The sequence below is a fragment of the Enterococcus sp. FDAARGOS_375 genome (genome assembly GCF_002393265.1).
GTDB classification, from domain to species: domain Bacteria; phylum Bacillota; class Bacilli; order Lactobacillales; family Enterococcaceae; genus Enterococcus_D; species Enterococcus_D innesii.
The window spans coordinates 2106279-2120627 of sequence record NZ_CP023515.1 but is presented as its reverse complement, the minus strand read 5'-3'; the positions used below and the strand labels follow the sequence as shown (position 1 = coordinate 2120627).

The following is a 14349-nucleotide window of genomic DNA, read 5'->3' as shown; positions in this document are numbered from 1 at the left end:
TTGTGTGCTCACTCAAAGTACCAGCAGATCAACTTTATCGCCACGGTTGCGAAGCCCTTCAAACAATGGCTGAAGGGCTTCTTTTTTTATCGTCAGTTGCTTTCTTTCTACTGAAAACCCCTGACCGTTATTGCATCCGTTCTTGTTTGACTTTCTTATCCACAACATGACGCTTGGCAAGCTCTTGGCGAATAGCCGCTAAATCAATCCCCATTTCTGCCATTAAAACCAATGTATGATACGCCAAATCAGCAATCTCATAAACGGTTTCTTGGCGGTCTTCCTTCATCGCCCCAATCACGACCTCGGTTGCTTCCTCGCCGATTTTTTTTAAGATTTTCTCACTGCCTTTTTCAAACAAGTAGCTGGTATAGCTGCCTTCTTGCGGCGTATCTTTACGACCTTTTATCAGCTCATACAACGCATCGATGGTCGGAGAGGATTCTGTACCATAAAGCACCTCTGTAAAGCAGCTTTCTGTGCCTGTATGGCAAGCAGGTCCGTCTTTTTTTACTTTGGCGACTAAAGCATCTTGATCGCAATCTGCGGTCAATGATACTAAATGCTGGTAATTGCCGCTGGTTTCTCCTTTGCGCCACAATTCTTGGCGACTGCGGGAATAAAAGGTCATCAATCGGTCTTTCAAGGTCAAGGTCAAACTTTCTTGGTTCATATAAGCCAAGGTCAAAACTTCATTCGTTTCCACATCCTGCACGATCACTGGAACCAATCCTTGTTCATCAAATCGTACTTGCACCATGTTATCCACTCCTTCTATTGCCTATCAAAACGCCAACGCTATACGATTCGTACGGGAATATCGACGGCCTGTAATTGTTTTTTCAGTTCTGGGATTTTTACCTCGCCATAGTGAAAAATCGAGGCCGCTAACCCTGCTTCAATATTTGGCAATTGAAACAGCTCGATAAAATCGGCACTTTTGCCAGCACCACCCGATGCGACGATCGGTAATTTGGTGATTTCGCTGACAGCTTTCAGCAAGTCTAAATCAAACCCCTGCTTCACGCCATCGGTATCCATGCTGTTGATGACTAGTTCACCAGCACCTAACTGCTCAGCTTGGAGAATCCACGCCAATGCTTCTAAGCCTGTATCTTCCCGTCCGCCTTTGGCAAACACATGCCAGTTCTCACCGACACGGCGAACATCAACGGATAAAACAACGCACTGGCTGCCATAGCGTTTCGCGCCTTCTGCAATCAACTCTGGTCTGCGAAGTGCCCCCGAATTGACGCTGACTTTGTCGGCGCCACAGTTTAAGACTCGTTCAAAATCTGCTACTTGATTGATGCCACCGCCCACCGTCAAAGGAATAAACACTTCTGACGCCACGCGCTGCAAAATGTCCGTGAATAAGCCGCGTTCTTCTGCAGAAGCAGTAATGTCATAAAAAACCAGCTCATCGGCGCCTTGTTCATTGTAAAAGCGCGCCAAAGTCACTGGATCATTGACATCTTTTAAGCCAGCAAAATTGACCCCTTTCACGACTCGCCCATCTCGCACATCAAGGCAAGGAATGATTCGTTTGGCGATCATGCTTCTGCCTCCCCTGCTGCTAAGACATCCGCCAATTGGAGACTGCCGTTATATAAGGATTTCCCAACGATCACGCCAGAGATGCCCAACTGTTTTAATCCTTTAATATCTGCCAATGAAGCCACGCCGCCAGAAGCCACGATGTCGCAATCCAATTGATTGAGTTTTTCGTATAGCGGCAGATTGATGCCTTCTCCTGTACCGTCACGTGAGATTTCGGTAAAGATGATCGTTTGCGCGCCCCATTCCACCAATTGTTGGCAAAAAGTAAACGCGTCTGTTGCCGTTTTCTCGAGCCAGCCTTCCACGGCCACTTTTTCTTCCTTGGCATCGACCCCAATCGCGATCTTATTGCCGTATTTCTTAAGCATCGCTTTTGTGAATGCTGGGTCTTTCTGGGCAATCGTGCCGAGGATCACCCGATGAACGCCTGCTGCCAAACAATGCTGGATCGTTTCTTCCTCACGAATCCCGCCGCCAACTTCGACAAACAGATTGGTTTGCTGGACGATTTTTTTTGCGACATCAAAGTAATGGAGTTTGCCAGCTTTGGCACCATCTAAGTCGACGAGGTGCAGATAGTTGGCACCTTCTTCTTCAAATGAACGAGCAAATGCCACTGGATCATCCCCAAACACTTCTTTTTGCTCATAGTCTCCTTGGTACAAACGGACCACTTTTTGATCTAACAGATCAATTGCTGGAAAAATTTTCATAGCGGCACCTCAGTAAATGCTTTTAAAATCTTCAACCCGACAGCCCCACTTTTTTCTGGGTGGAACTGAGTACCGAAGACATTGTCTTTTTGCACGATACCGGGAATTGCTAGACCATAGTCACTGTCTGCTATGACATACTCTTGGCAATCAGTAGCAAAATAACTGTGGACATAGTAGACAAAGTCTTGTTCCCCTAGCCCGCTGACTAGAGGACTTTCCTTTCTGACAGTCAGCCGATTCCAACCAATCTGCGGTACTTTCAGATTCAGTTTGGCTTCTTCAAAGGCGCTTTGCATGGAAACGATCCGTCCTGGAATCAAACCGAGCCCCGCATGTGTGCCAAACTCCTCACTACTATCAAACAACAGCTGCATCCCTAAACAAATGCCTAAAAAGGGTTTGCCAGCTGCTGCCAATTCTTGGATCGGTTCGATCAGCGACAACTCTGCCAACTTTTGGCGGGCATCGCCAAAAGCGCCTACGCCAGGTAAAAGAATGCGGTCGGCAGCTTTTAATTCTGCTAGTGAACGCGTGATTTGGCAGTCAACACCCAAATAATCCAGCGAACGAGACAAGCTGAACAAATTGCCGACCCCATAGTCGATGATTGCTAACATAATACACCCCTTTCCTTATCTCATCCATCTGTGTGGAAGATACGTAATCATTTTTCCCTCATGAATCACTGGATCGTCCCTTTGGTTGAAGGGATCTCATCTGGGGCTGCTTGATTGATCGCTACTGCTTCACCTAAGGCACGCCCAAAGCCTTTAAAACAAGCTTCCACAATGTGGTGGCTGTTTTTCCCAGCGATTTGATGGAGATGGATCGTAGCACCTAATTCACGGGCAAAAGCAATGAAAAATTCTTCAACCAATTCTGTATCAAACTGCTGCCCGATTTTTTCGCTCGGTATCGCCAACTCTACGACTGCCATGCCACGACCGCTAATATCGATCGCTGTCATGACTAAGGCTTCGTCCATCGGCAGCAGCATACTGCCATAGCGTTTGATGCCTCGTCGCTCCCCAAGACTTTCTGAAAACGCTCGGCCAATGGCGATGGCTACGTCTTCTGTTGTGTGATGGGCATCTACTTCTGTATCACCATCACAGACCAACGTCAAATCAAAGCGACCGTGGCGGACAAATAATTCCAGCATGTGGTCTAAAAACCCCACACCAGTCTTGATTGATTGCTGACCAGTACCATCGATCGTCAACTGCAGGTGGATCTTGGTTTCAGTCGTATTGCGGGTAACTTCTGCTTTTCTCATTCCTTCACCTCTTCTATGATCGTTGTTAACACCGTCATCAATCGTTCCATCTGGGCCCTCGTTCCTACCGTGATCCGTAAATACTCTTTGATGCGGGGCTGATTAAACCAGCGGACGAAGATTTTCTGCTCTTTCAGTGCCTGATACAACTCTTCACCAGCAATCGCAGGGTGCCTTGCAAACAAAAAATTTCCTTGGCTGTCGGTCTGCTCAAAGCCGAGTTTCGCTAGGGCTTGCTTGCTCCACTCACGCACGTGGATCGTTGCTTGGATCTTCTCATCGACATACGCTTGTTCTTGCAAAACGGCTGCACCAGCGGCTTGGGTCAAACTATTGACATTGTAAGGATTCAAGCTAAATTTCAACCGATTCAAGTCTTGGATCAGTCCTTCATTGGCAACCGCAAAGCCTAGGCGTGCCCCTGCCAGCTGCCGAGATTTCGAAAACGTCCCCACGACCAAGAGATTTGGGTATTGATCGATCAAAGAAACCATTGAAGAGCCGCCAAAATCGATATAGGCCTCATCGACAATCACTAAGCGATCGGGATGCCGTTTTAGAAAGGCACAAATTTCGCTTTGTTCTTGATAAACCCCAGTCGGCGCATTGGGATTGGCAAAAATAACGGTCCCTTTGAGCGAATCGTAGTCCGTTAACGCAATCGAGAAATCTTCTTGCAGCGGAACAACGGTGGCAGCGACTTGGTACAAGGCACCATACACTTGATAAAACCCATAGGTCACATCGGGAAAGGCGATGCCGTTTTCCGTGAAGCCTTGAAAGAGATAGGACAAGACTTCGTCACTGCCATTACCGAGAAACAGCTGGGCTGGTTTAACGCCAAGATAGGCAGCCAGAGGGGTTGTCACCACTTCAGCAGCAATATCCGAGTAACGATTCAGCTTGTGGGCGGCATCGGCAACCGCCGCTTGAACACTTGGCGCTGGCGGATAAGGACTTTCATTGGTGTTCAGTTTAATAACGGCTTGCTCGTCTACTTGTTCCCCTGGTGTATAAGGAGTCAGCTTGTGATACTTTTGATGTAAAAAGGTCATTTTTCTCCCTCTCTTCGTACATTGATCGAACGGGCATGGCCGATCAAGTCTTCGGTTTCTGCGAACAACGCTACGGCTGGACCAGCCGCCTTCATGGCTGCTTCTGGGTAATACAAGTAGCTGCTTTTCTTAATAAAATCATCCACTGATAACGGCGAGTAAAAACGGGCGGTCCCTTCTGTTGGTAGGGTATGATTTGGTCCAGCAAAATAATCTCCCAGCACTTCTGGTGTATGATGTCCTAAAAAAACACTACCCGCATTTTCTACTTGTCCCAACAAAGCAAAAGGATCTGCCACTGCTAATTCAAGGTGTTCTGGGGCGATTTGATTGGCAATGGTAAGTGCTTCAGTCAAATCATTGACCAGAATCAGCTTTCCGCTAGATTCAAGCGCTGCAGCAGCAATGTCTTTGCGGGGCAGTTGCTTCAGTTGCAAGTCAAGCTCTACTTGGACTTGTTCAATCAAGGCTGCTTCTGTTGTGACTAAGATGGCTTGCGCTAAGATATCATGCTCGGCTTGTGCCAAAAGATCCGCTGCCAGCCAGCGCGGATTTGCGCTGGCATCGGCGATGATCAGCACATCGCTGGGCCCTGCGATCATATCGATATCAACTTCGCCGTACACCATTTTTTTCGCTGTGGCGACATAAATATTTCCTGGTCCCACGATTTTGTCGACTTTGGGAATCGTTTCTGTCCCATAAGCCAATGCCGCTACGCCATGGGCACCACCGACTTTGTAGATTTCATCCACTCCAGCAACGGAAGCTGCCGCTAAGATAGCAGCTGGAACTTTTCCTTGGCTGTCCGTCGGTGTGATCATAACGATTTTTTTGACCCCGGCGATTTTTGCGGGCAGGACATCCATCAAAACCGTACTAGGATAAGCTGCTGTTCCGCCAGGAACGTAGACCCCGACTTTTGCTAGTGGCAAGACCCGCTGTCCCATCACAACGCCATTTTCCTTCGTCAAGACAAAGCCTTGCTGGACTTGCTTTTGATGAAATGCCAAAATGTTTTCCTTCGCCTGTTCCATCACCTCAAGCAGCTCAGGGGAGACGGCTTGGACAGCCGTTTCAACCTCCTCAAGACTGACGGTTAAGGAAGACAAGGTCACTTGATCGATTTCTTCAATTAATTGAAACAACGCCTGATCTCCTTGCTGCTGAACACGGGCAATGATTTGGGCGACAATGGTTGAAACATCCTTCGTTTCCGACTGTTTCCTTGCCACAATCGTTTCGATCGTATCTTTTTGGGTCGAAAAAATTCTCATAATTGCTCCCTCACCTTCTCAATCACTGTTTGAATGCGTTCTTGCTTGAAACGCCACGTGGCGTGGTTGATCACTAAACGCGCTGAAGACGGCGCGATGTCTTGGATCACTTCTAAATCATTTTCTTTTAGTGTCGTCCCCGTTTCGACGATGTCAACGATCACATCGGATAGACCTAACAAAGGAGCCAATTCAATGGATCCATGCAGTTGGATCAATTCCACCGAGCGACCTAACCCTTGATAAAACTGACGGGTGATCTGCGGATATTTTGTGGAGACCCGCAGCGGGCGGGAGAAATCTTCCTCGAAATCCGTACGCGCCGCTACTGCCAAACGGCAGACCCCCATATGCAAATCAAGAAATTCGATGACTTCTGCCTTGCTTTCCATTAAAATATCTTTGCCTACGACACCGATATCCGCCACTCCGTGCTCCACATAGATCGCCACATCGCTAGGCTTGACTAAGAAAAAGCGCAGCTTGTTTTCTTCATCACAAAAAATTAGTTGGCGATTGTCTTTGAAGACGCCTTGCGCAGCGACTCCAGCTTTCGTGAATAAATCGTAGACGGCATCCCCCATGCGGCCTTTAGGTAGCGCAATGTTCAAATAGCCTGAACTTTCGTTGTCAGTCGGCACCTTTTGCCCTACATGGTTGAGCTTCATACCAAACCCGATCGCCCCTTGCTCTTTGCCTTGCCGACTCATCAAGCGATCATAACGGCCGCCATATAAAATCGTCTCTCTTGCTTCTTCGATGAATCCTTGAAACAGCAAGCCACTGTAATAATCGGCATCATTTAAAATTGAAAAATCCAGCCTTATCCGAATGGAAGCTGACAGTTGTTCTTTTTGCAATGCTTGATACAGTTGTTTTAGTTCTGCTAAACCAGCTTGTGCTTGGGGATACTCTGCCAGCAGCTCTTTGGCCTTTTGATACTTGGTTTCAAAATCACCTGACAAACGTACCAGTTTCGCCAATTTTTCAGCTTCTGTTGCTGACAAGCCAGCTTTTTCAGTCAGTGCATCCATGCCATGGGAACTCTTGTCCCGCAGGCAGTGCAGTACCTTTTGTCGATCCGCTTCGGGGAAGCGTTGGCAGATGCCATCCAAAATCCCCATATGAGACAGATCCAAGGTCCCTTTTCCCACCTGAGCCAAACTTTCCCAAGCCAGTTTTACAACCTCCAGTTGATCTTCCCATGTGATTTGGTCAATGAGCTCCAAACCGATTTGATCGATCTTTTGGTATTCCCCTGCTTGACGATCCTGTCGATAGACATCCTCCACATAATACACTCTGCGCGCTTCTCCAGAAGGTGTATTTTTGGCAATCGACAAGGTGACATCGGGTTTTAGCGCCATCGTCCTGCCATCCGTGCCTGTAAACGTGATGATGGAAGAACCACGCAAGAACTGATCATTTTGCTGATAGTTGCGATACTCTTCAAAATTGTTCGAGTGATAAGGTGAAAAATGATGCTGCGTATACAATTTTCTTAATTTCAGTTCGACTTGTTCGGCTGGTTTTAATACATTCCATAACTCTTCCACACTTATCACTCCTATTTCATGCCACCGATTCGGCTTTCTCACTGTTAAAGGCTCGCTTTATCATCGATTCACCATCAGTTTTTCTAATAATACTAATGGTTTTGCCATAAATAAGCAATGGTATTTTTCGAAATATTCTGGAATTTTTAGTCGATTTCAAGAGAACATAGCGATGTCGTTTCTTTGTTGACGATTATTCCATCGAATCTGGAAGTCAGTTTTCCTTTCTTAATGAAGTAACTTAGTACTTGTGCATCCTCCATCACTTAGTTGCTCAACCATAAAAAAGTCCGAAATATACGACCATCTTGTTTCAGAAACTCGTTATCGATTACTCTATCTTTTGTACCCTACAAAGAATTGGCGCAAATGAAGCGATGGTATGAAAATCACCCAAAACGTTCATTGTTGTACTTATCGCTTATATTACGGCACAAAAAGCACACAGCAGAAGAATCAGAGAAAACAGCTAAATAGTACATGCTCTATAGCTTAATAAGGAGAGAAAAGTAAATGAACAAACTTATAGGAAAACAAATCTCATGGAACCACGCTTTACTAGGAACAGTCCTCGCAGGTATCGGTTTGGTCGGTCTTTTGTATGCCCCTGCCATCGTCAGCATCTTCTCATTGTCGATTGCCAGCTATTGGGCATTACGGCTAGTTTACGGTAAAGAAGCAGTCAAGCAGCTCTTTGGGAAACCCATCGCGCCAGTGAAGACGATCAGCAAGTATTTTCTTTTAAACATCCTGATCAGCTTCCTCGTTTCTCTCGTTTTGCAATACGGACTAAAGTGGGATCTTCATGGAAATCCAGTGAACGAAGGCTTTCAATGGTTGACTCTGCTCGTTATTCCAATCATGTTACTTGGAGAAGAACTCTTTTCCATCTTCTTTTTAGCGATTTTTTCTAGTAAATGTACCTTGCCAGTTGCCAGCATCCTTTCCGCGATCATCTTTGGCTTGGTTCATTACAGCACTTATGATAACGGCAATGTTTTCCATACCTTGGTCCATATTCTTTTCATTCAAGGGGTGGCGCGCTTGCTATTTAACCAAGCTGCCATCAAGAGCAACTCGATCCTGACTAGTTGGGGCACACATGTCTTGTTCGACCTGTTTGCTATTTTAGTGGCTTATCTGACTGCTTGAGAAAAACGAAAAAGACTGATTCAATTGAAATCAGTCTTTTTTGATACAACAACTAGTTACCTGAGTATCCCTCCCTGAAAAGAAGCATTGATCGCTTTTGTGCCTTTCACGAGGTTGGGTGTTTGTTCTATTCGCTGTGTTTCATAAGAAAATGTCCTTACTTTTTAAAGGGATCCTCTTTTACTTTCTCACAAATTTCTGCTTCACTGTACACCTTCATCAGCCGCTTGACTTCGCCTTCGATATTAAAACGCAAGGCTTCTGTCGCCTTCAGGTTTTTCAATGCTTGTTCAAGATAACAAAGAAAAGTCGTTTCCTTCATTTTAACTCAGCCTCCTTGTCAATCGTTGGTTTTACAGGTCACTTTAACAACGTCGCGCAACTCCTGATCAATCTCTCTAGAAAGCAGAAGGATTGTGCAGACGTTTGCTTCTTAGTGGTTACACCAGACCGTGCTTTTGGAGTGCTTGCGCAATCCCGCCGTCTTCTGGTCGAGCCGTCACCTTGTCAGCTACTGCCAATAGCTGTTCACAGGCATTGCCCATCGCAATTCCCGTCGCAACAGCTTCAAACATTTCGACATCATTATGGCCGTCACCAAACGCCAAGGTATCTTTGTTATCGATCCCTAGATGGTTCAAGAGAAAATCGATGGCTGTTTTCTTGTGGATATTCTTGATGCCGATCTCGCCACTGTCCTTGCCAAAAACAGGTACCGTACTGCGAATCATTTGGAATTGTTCGTGGTATTGGTCATGGACCTGTTCATAAGGAATGGAATGATTGATGAAGGAAACTTTGTTCACGTCATCGTAATCGATTTTCGCTTCGTCCTCGATCAATAAATCAAGGAACCACTGAATAGTTTGAACACGTTGTTTTCCTGCTTCACTTTCAACAGGCTCACCTGCTAAGACGATCTCAATCAACCGATTTCGTAAATTGGTACTTGCAAAGAATCCTTGATTCGATTCCAAGTAATACTCGATTTGGTTTGCTTTTAAGAAATCGATCAGTCTTAATAAGGCTTCCTTTTCAAAAACTTTGTGCAAAATCACCTCATCGTGCACCTCGCAATAACCGCCTCCAGCACCAATCATTCCACTTAAAGGCAGTGCCAGTACATCTTCTGTGATTTCGGCTTTTGAACGACCCGTACACAAGAAAAACTCATGCCCCTTCTTATGTGCCGCTGTGATCGCTTGGCGAGCACTTTCTGGTACGTTTCCCGCATCATCGCACAATGTTCCATCTACATCTAAAAAGATAATTTTCTTCGTCATTTCATTCCCTCTTTCCTAACCCAGTCAATAAAGCGCTCACATGAACATATTTGCTGAATCCAAGATGTCACCATCAGCCGCTTGCTATTAGTATAACAAATCACAAGATAACCTCGCTAGACTATTTTACTGACTCATACATAAACACGCTCTCGTTTTTTCTCGATGCCCTTTATCCTTGATGATCGTCAAATGGCTTTCATTTGATCACTTTTAAGGTGACTTATCCTTTGCGTAGCTTACTCTTCACTTAAATAAATCAATCCCCATTTAGGTAGTTGGTTAGTTGCATGACCCGTAAGCTCGCGATAATAGTACCGTTTGTCATGCTTGATCATACTGATAATTTCCTCTTCCTTCATCCCCAGCTCTTGACATAGGTCAGTTTTGGTATTGGTCACAAGTTCCAGTAGAATTTGGATCTGTGCGTCCACAGCCAGAAGCGCTCGAAAGGTATCAAATAAGTTCTTTGTTCGATCATAGTAAATGTCTTCGAAGTCAACACAAAGTTCCTGATAATAAGTAAAAAGTTTCGGATAGGCTGTCAGTACCCCAGCGCTTAACAATACTTCCTTTGAATAAGACAGATAATCCTTCGGGTCATTTATTTTTTCTGATAACACAGAATCACTCCTTTCCATCCATGGCTTTTCTTCAATGATAGCATTGATCCCTCGTTTGATCGTAATGATTTCCTTCTTCGTTAATCGCCCCTACATCCCTTCACATAAAACAAAGGCTTTATCTTCTAGTATTTCAAATCACATGAAATCCTTGGGTGGCATCCCGTTCTGCGCTCACCTCCAATGCATGATCTAAGGAAATCAGTTACTCTCATTATAGTTTTTTGTTGCTCCAAGCTTATAATTCCTTTTTGCTCTAGCAGAGGAATAAGAGAGAAAAATCCAGCGTACCCGCATTGCTTTATCTAAGAAGAAAGATCAAAAGGAATTTATTTGCAGTGATTTTCCGATGATTACGCGATCAACCAAAAGAACGAATGGAAATGAATACCTTTATTCAATGCTGTGGCGCCTTCATTCTCACGACAGCACAAAAAACCAATGATCGCTGGTTTCGATCATTGGTCAAAGTTCTCAAATTGCATGTTGTAAAAGGACGATCTGTCCTTTCTTTTTGGATCATGCCAAGATATAAGCGAGGCTAAAACGTCCTCTTACACTGTGAGCACAAAAAAGGATCATGCATATAGAAAATCTAAAATCTCACGTGGCGCATCTACCAAAGCATCTGGGTTTTCTTCAGAAAGCTTTTTCGGATCGTGGCTGCCCCACGTAACGGCGATCGTTTTGACACCCGCGGCTTTTCCCATTTGGATATCAAAAATAGCATCTCCTATCATGATCGTCTTTGTCGGGTCAAATTGATAGTGTGACACGACTTTGTTGATTCCTTCGGGATGAGGTTTGTAGTGGGTCACCGCATCAGAGCCGATGATTTCTTCAAAGAACGCCACAAGGTCCTGAGCAGCTAAGTTTCGTTTGACGACCGCTGTCTTCTTACTTGAAACGACGAAACAAGGTACCTTTCGTTTATTTAAGATTTCTAAGACATGGGGAATTTCTGGAAATACTTTCAAGGTACTTTCTTCATAGGTTTGGTAATAGGCTCGGAAAATCCGAATCAATTCCGCTGCGGTTTCTTGATCTAATGGCTGTTCAGACATTTTAAAAAATGATTCTTCGATTGGTATTCCCATATAATGTTCAATGACTACTTCACTGGGTACTTTGAGTCCCATCTCTTTAAAAGCTGCTTTTGTCGCCTTCACACTACATTCTTTTGAATCCAATAAAGTTCCATCCAAATCAAATAGCACACATTCAACCTGCTTCACGATATTTCCTCCTCCAAAAGGTATTCCATCAATTTTCTACAAATGCTTTTTTCATTTACGCAGTATTTCTTTCCATTACTGATTATCTCTATTTTATCACTAAAAAAAAGCATTATCATATTTTTCCATAACCTTCTTCATTTATTGCTAATATACTTATATAAAAAAACGACTCGCTTTGAAAACAGAGTCGTTTCTACAAGATAGGCAAATTTACCTGAAGGCCTATTTGTCAGGCATAAAAGTTAAACCCATTTTCAGCTTTTTTACTGCAAGATATATCCTTTGCCCCAAGCGGTACGGACGCGTTTTTCAGTATAGTCGTATTCATCTAATTTCTCATTGATTCGTTTCGCCAAAATCGATAGCTGCGATTTTCGGGAATTCGTGCCGCCGTTGCCCCAAATTTTCCAGCAAAGGTCCTCTCGGTTGATAAATTGCTCTTCTGCTAGATTATTGAAAAAGATCTGTTCTTGCAGACTAAGAAATTTAGGGAACGATTCCTTCGTTACTGATGCCTTTTCTAACTTGCGAGTATTTGGTGGCAAAGCCGCCAAAAATTCTCTCAACTCGACAAATGACCGATTAAGATAGGTCGCATTTTCCGCTTTTTCCAGTATCATTTCTTGTTCGTCATTCCCTGGCAAGATTCGAACGATCCGCTGTTGATAATAAGGAGCCAATGTCTGATTGAGCAATAAAAATTCTGGATCAGCAATTGTTTCACTGACAAATAAACAGTCAAATAACTTGGCACTTTCTATCAACCATTCCTCCTCTTCGGTACTTCTGCCCACGAACACTTCATGGCTCAAAATCTGCAGCTCTCGCTGCAAATCAATCTCATATGATATGTTTTTCGTCAATATGATAATTCTCATGACACACCCTACTTTCCTTTCTTATTTATTCAGAAATGAGTTGGAAATGATTTCTGAATACTTTATGTTGACATTATTACTTATTTTTATCAGCTTGAGGTGTCATTTTTTGTTCATAAATGGTGATCTGGTGTCATGTTTTAAAAAATAGATTGACTTTCATTTCATGGTTCATACTCTTCGATAGCCAATAAAAAAGCAACCTGTTAGCCAGATTGCTTTCTTGTCCTCACTACTCCCACTTCAAATCCAACAGCTCCAGCATTTCATGGTAGGCGGTTTCGATCCGCTGGCGCTTTTCTTCAGGGACATTTTTGGCATATTGCCCATCTGGCAGATAATCTGCGGCAAGGTAAACTTGAAAATCAAAGGCCTGCAAGACGCCGTATTCTGGATCATAATAGGTACGATCAGGGATCGGTTCTTTGGAGACCCAAGTCGGATGCAAGGCAATCTTGCTTAAATAGGTCCGCTGCCCTTCTTTGGAGATTTCAACTTCTGGGATGACGCCTCGTTCGGTCCAATAGTTGTTATTGACGGTTTCATAACGTTGATTCGACAATAAGTTTCCCATTGAATAAATGATAAATTTCTTTTCCCCGTCCTTTTCGATGATTTCGGTTGGTTCTGCTACATGCGGATGGCCACCGAAGATAATATCAGCACCAAAATCGATCATCTTCCGATAAACAGTTTGTTGTTCTTCCGTTGGTTCTAAAGAATACTCGACACCAGACTGAGGCATCACGATGGTGATATCCGCCAAGCTTTCCGCTTCTTTGATCTCTGCTTCCACTTTATCTAACGACAAGTCTTTCAAATAGGTGTCATACTCTGCTTGAGTTAAGCTTTCTTCAAGGCCATTGAAGCCATAGGCATAGGCCAAGAGAGCAACTTTAATCCCGTTGACTTCTTTGACCAGGATTCCGCTATTGTCGACCGTGACACCAATCGTTGCCAAGCCTTGGTCGTGAAAAGCAGCCGCCGTTGTTTTGATTCCTTCGATCCCTGTATCTAAAATATGGTTATGGGCAAGATCGATCACATCAAAGCCCGCGTCTTTGATACTGGCAACAGCATCGATAGGGGCGTTGAATAAGGGAAAACCGCCAAGCGGTTTATTAGGATTGATGGTTCCTTCAAAATCACCTAAAGCAAGGTCCGCCGATGCAATCAGCGGTTTGACTTGCTCAAAATCATTGTCAAAATCATAACGCTTCCCATCGTAAGCGCTTAAATAAACAGGTGTATGATAAAGCATATCGCCACTAGCTGTCACTGTGATGGTTTTTACTGCTGGCTTTGTTTCGGTAGAACTACTCGTTTCTTGCATTGGCTTTGTTGCCTTTGTCGTTTCTGCTGTATGACGCTGTTCGGGGATGCTTGTCACTTGAATCACTAGATAAATCACTCCAAGTATGATTGCCAGCAACGCTGTACTTAACCCCACAATGATCCGCTGGTGTTTCTGACGCTCCCGTCTTCGTTGTTGTCTCATGCCCTCACCCTTTCACTCTGCTTTATCAAAAACCTATCTTCGTTTACGTTCTAACGAGATTCCCTGCTCCCTTTCCTGCGAACCTCACTAAATAATATCTTTTTATTAAATAATTATACTATATTTGAGATTCCTTTAATAGGTCGTTTTGTAAAAAATAAAAAAACAGCCCGATCGTGATCGAACTGTTTCTCCACTTCTATGGTAGCTGATTCCCGAATGCATCTTTCTTGTAGA

At 44.2% G+C, this 14349-nt stretch carries 15 protein-coding genes; 1 reads left to right on the top strand and 14 read right to left on the bottom strand.

What is annotated here, in order from left to right:
- Window positions 1–127: 127 nt before the first annotated feature.
- From hisIE to hisG, 8 genes are all read right to left on the bottom strand, one after another.
- Window positions 128–760 (bottom strand): bifunctional phosphoribosyl-AMP cyclohydrolase/phosphoribosyl-ATP diphosphatase HisIE, encoded by a 633-nt coding sequence (hisIE, locus tag CO692_RS11270; protein ID WP_010747556.1) that lies wholly within the window; start codon window positions 758–760, stop codon window positions 128–130.
- A 38-nt stretch (window positions 761–798) separates the two neighbouring features.
- Entirely contained in the window at window positions 799–1557 is a 759-nt protein-coding gene (hisF, locus tag CO692_RS11265; protein ID WP_096742284.1) for an imidazole glycerol phosphate synthase subunit HisF, read from the bottom strand.
- Window positions 1554–2273 carry a 1-(5-phosphoribosyl)-5-[(5-phosphoribosylamino)methylideneamino]imidazole-4-carboxamide isomerase gene (gene hisA / locus CO692_RS11260; RefSeq protein WP_015509107.1) on the bottom strand — a complete coding sequence of 240 codons (720 nt, stop codon included), beginning with the start codon at window positions 2271–2273 and terminating at the stop codon, window positions 1554–1556. The genes hisF and hisA overlap by 4 nt, the downstream gene beginning before the upstream one ends.
- A complete protein-coding gene (gene hisH, locus CO692_RS11255; protein ID WP_060792980.1) occupies window positions 2270–2893 on the bottom strand; it encodes an imidazole glycerol phosphate synthase subunit HisH in 624 nt (207 codons plus the stop codon). Before hisH ends, hisA begins: the two co-directional genes overlap by 4 nt.
- Window positions 2894–2958: 65 nt before the next feature.
- Window positions 2959–3552 (bottom strand): imidazoleglycerol-phosphate dehydratase HisB, encoded by a 594-nt coding sequence (gene hisB / locus CO692_RS11250; protein ID WP_005225202.1) that lies wholly within the window; start codon window positions 3550–3552, stop codon window positions 2959–2961.
- Complete coding sequence (gene hisC / locus CO692_RS11245; RefSeq protein ID WP_060792981.1) at window positions 3549–4607, bottom strand: histidinol-phosphate transaminase; 1059 nt, start codon at window positions 4605–4607, stop codon at window positions 3549–3551. The genes hisB and hisC overlap by 4 nt, the downstream gene beginning before the upstream one ends.
- The gene (hisD, locus tag CO692_RS11240; protein ID WP_081091763.1) at window positions 4604–5884 is read right to left on the bottom strand and encodes a histidinol dehydrogenase; all 1281 of its coding nucleotides are present in this window, start codon (window positions 5882–5884) and stop codon (window positions 4604–4606) included. Before hisD ends, hisC begins: the two co-directional genes overlap by 4 nt.
- Window positions 5881–7440: an ATP phosphoribosyltransferase gene (gene hisG, locus CO692_RS11235; protein WP_010747551.1), complete on the bottom strand. Its 1560-nt coding sequence runs from the start codon at window positions 7438–7440 to the stop codon at window positions 5881–5883. Before hisG ends, hisD begins: the two co-directional genes overlap by 4 nt.
- A 513-nt stretch (window positions 7441–7953) precedes the next feature.
- Here hisG and CO692_RS11230 point away from each other — a divergent pair.
- Window positions 7954–8592 carry a type II CAAX prenyl endopeptidase Rce1 family protein gene (locus CO692_RS11230; RefSeq protein WP_015509102.1) on the top strand — a complete coding sequence of 213 codons (639 nt, stop codon included), beginning with the start codon at window positions 7954–7956 and terminating at the stop codon, window positions 8590–8592.
- Between the two features lie 157 nt (window positions 8593–8749).
- Here CO692_RS11230 and CO692_RS17690 read toward each other — a convergent pair whose 3' ends face one another.
- The 6 genes from CO692_RS17690 to CO692_RS11205 form a co-directional block, all read right to left on the bottom strand.
- Complete coding sequence (locus tag CO692_RS17690) at window positions 8750–8914, bottom strand: hypothetical protein (RefSeq protein ID WP_016610470.1); 165 nt, start codon at window positions 8912–8914, stop codon at window positions 8750–8752.
- Window positions 8915–9032: 118 nt separating this feature from the next.
- Window positions 9033–9875, bottom strand: coding sequence for a Cof-type HAD-IIB family hydrolase (locus tag CO692_RS11225; RefSeq protein ID WP_096742283.1), 843 nt, complete (start codon window positions 9873–9875; stop codon window positions 9033–9035).
- Window positions 9876–10114: 239 nt separating this feature from the next.
- A complete protein-coding gene (locus tag CO692_RS11220; protein WP_010747547.1) occupies window positions 10115–10498 on the bottom strand; it encodes a DUF7006 family protein in 384 nt (127 codons plus the stop codon).
- A 578-nt stretch (window positions 10499–11076) separates the two neighbouring features.
- Window positions 11077–11733: an HAD family hydrolase gene (locus tag CO692_RS11215; RefSeq protein ID WP_081116780.1), complete on the bottom strand. Its 657-nt coding sequence runs from the start codon at window positions 11731–11733 to the stop codon at window positions 11077–11079.
- Window positions 11734–11999: 266 nt separating this feature from the next.
- Entirely contained in the window at window positions 12000–12614 is a 615-nt protein-coding gene (locus CO692_RS11210; protein ID WP_005225192.1) for a hypothetical protein, read from the bottom strand.
- Between the two features lie 232 nt (window positions 12615–12846).
- Window positions 12847–14112, bottom strand: a complete 1266-nt coding sequence (locus CO692_RS11205) for a CapA family protein (protein ID WP_060793031.1) — start codon at window positions 14110–14112, stop codon at window positions 12847–12849.
- Between the last annotated feature and the right edge of the window lie 237 nt (window positions 14113–14349).

What these genes read in the sequence shown, in the direction of transcription:
- hisIE (WP_010747556.1), bottom strand. Translation starts at nt 760, where the DNA reads ATGGTGCAAGTACGATTTGATGAACAAGGATTGGTTCCAGTGATCGTG.
- hisF (WP_096742284.1), bottom strand. Translation starts at nt 1,557, where the DNA reads ATGATCGCCAAACGAATCATTCCTTGCCTTGATGTGCGAGATGGGCGA.
- hisA (WP_015509107.1), bottom strand. Translation starts at nt 2,273, where the DNA reads ATGAAAATTTTTCCAGCAATTGATCTGTTAGATCAAAAAGTGGTCCGT.
- hisH (WP_060792980.1), bottom strand. Translation starts at nt 2,893, where the DNA reads ATGTTAGCAATCATCGACTATGGGGTCGGCAATTTGTTCAGCTTGTCT.
- hisB (WP_005225202.1), bottom strand. Translation starts at nt 3,552, where the DNA reads ATGAGAAAAGCAGAAGTTACCCGCAATACGACTGAAACCAAGATCCAC.
- hisC (WP_060792981.1), bottom strand. Translation starts at nt 4,607, where the DNA reads ATGACCTTTTTACATCAAAAGTATCACAAGCTGACTCCTTATACACCA.
- hisD (WP_081091763.1), bottom strand. Translation starts at nt 5,884, where the DNA reads ATGAGAATTTTTTCGACCCAAAAAGATACGATCGAAACGATTGTGGCA.
- CO692_RS11230 (WP_015509102.1), top strand. Translation starts at nt 7,954, where the DNA reads ATGAACAAACTTATAGGAAAACAAATCTCATGGAACCACGCTTTACTA.
- CO692_RS17690 (WP_016610470.1), bottom strand. Translation starts at nt 8,914, where the DNA reads ATGAAGGAAACGACTTTTCTTTGTTATCTTGAACAAGCATTGAAAAAC.
- CO692_RS11225 (WP_096742283.1), bottom strand. Translation starts at nt 9,875, where the DNA reads ATGACGAAGAAAATTATCTTTTTAGATGTAGATGGAACATTGTGCGAT.
- CO692_RS11210 (WP_005225192.1), bottom strand. Translation starts at nt 12,614, where the DNA reads ATGAGAATTATCATATTGACGAAAAACATATCATATGAGATTGATTTG.
- CO692_RS11205 (WP_060793031.1), bottom strand. Translation starts at nt 14,112, where the DNA reads ATGAGACAACAACGAAGACGGGAGCGTCAGAAACACCAGCGGATCATT.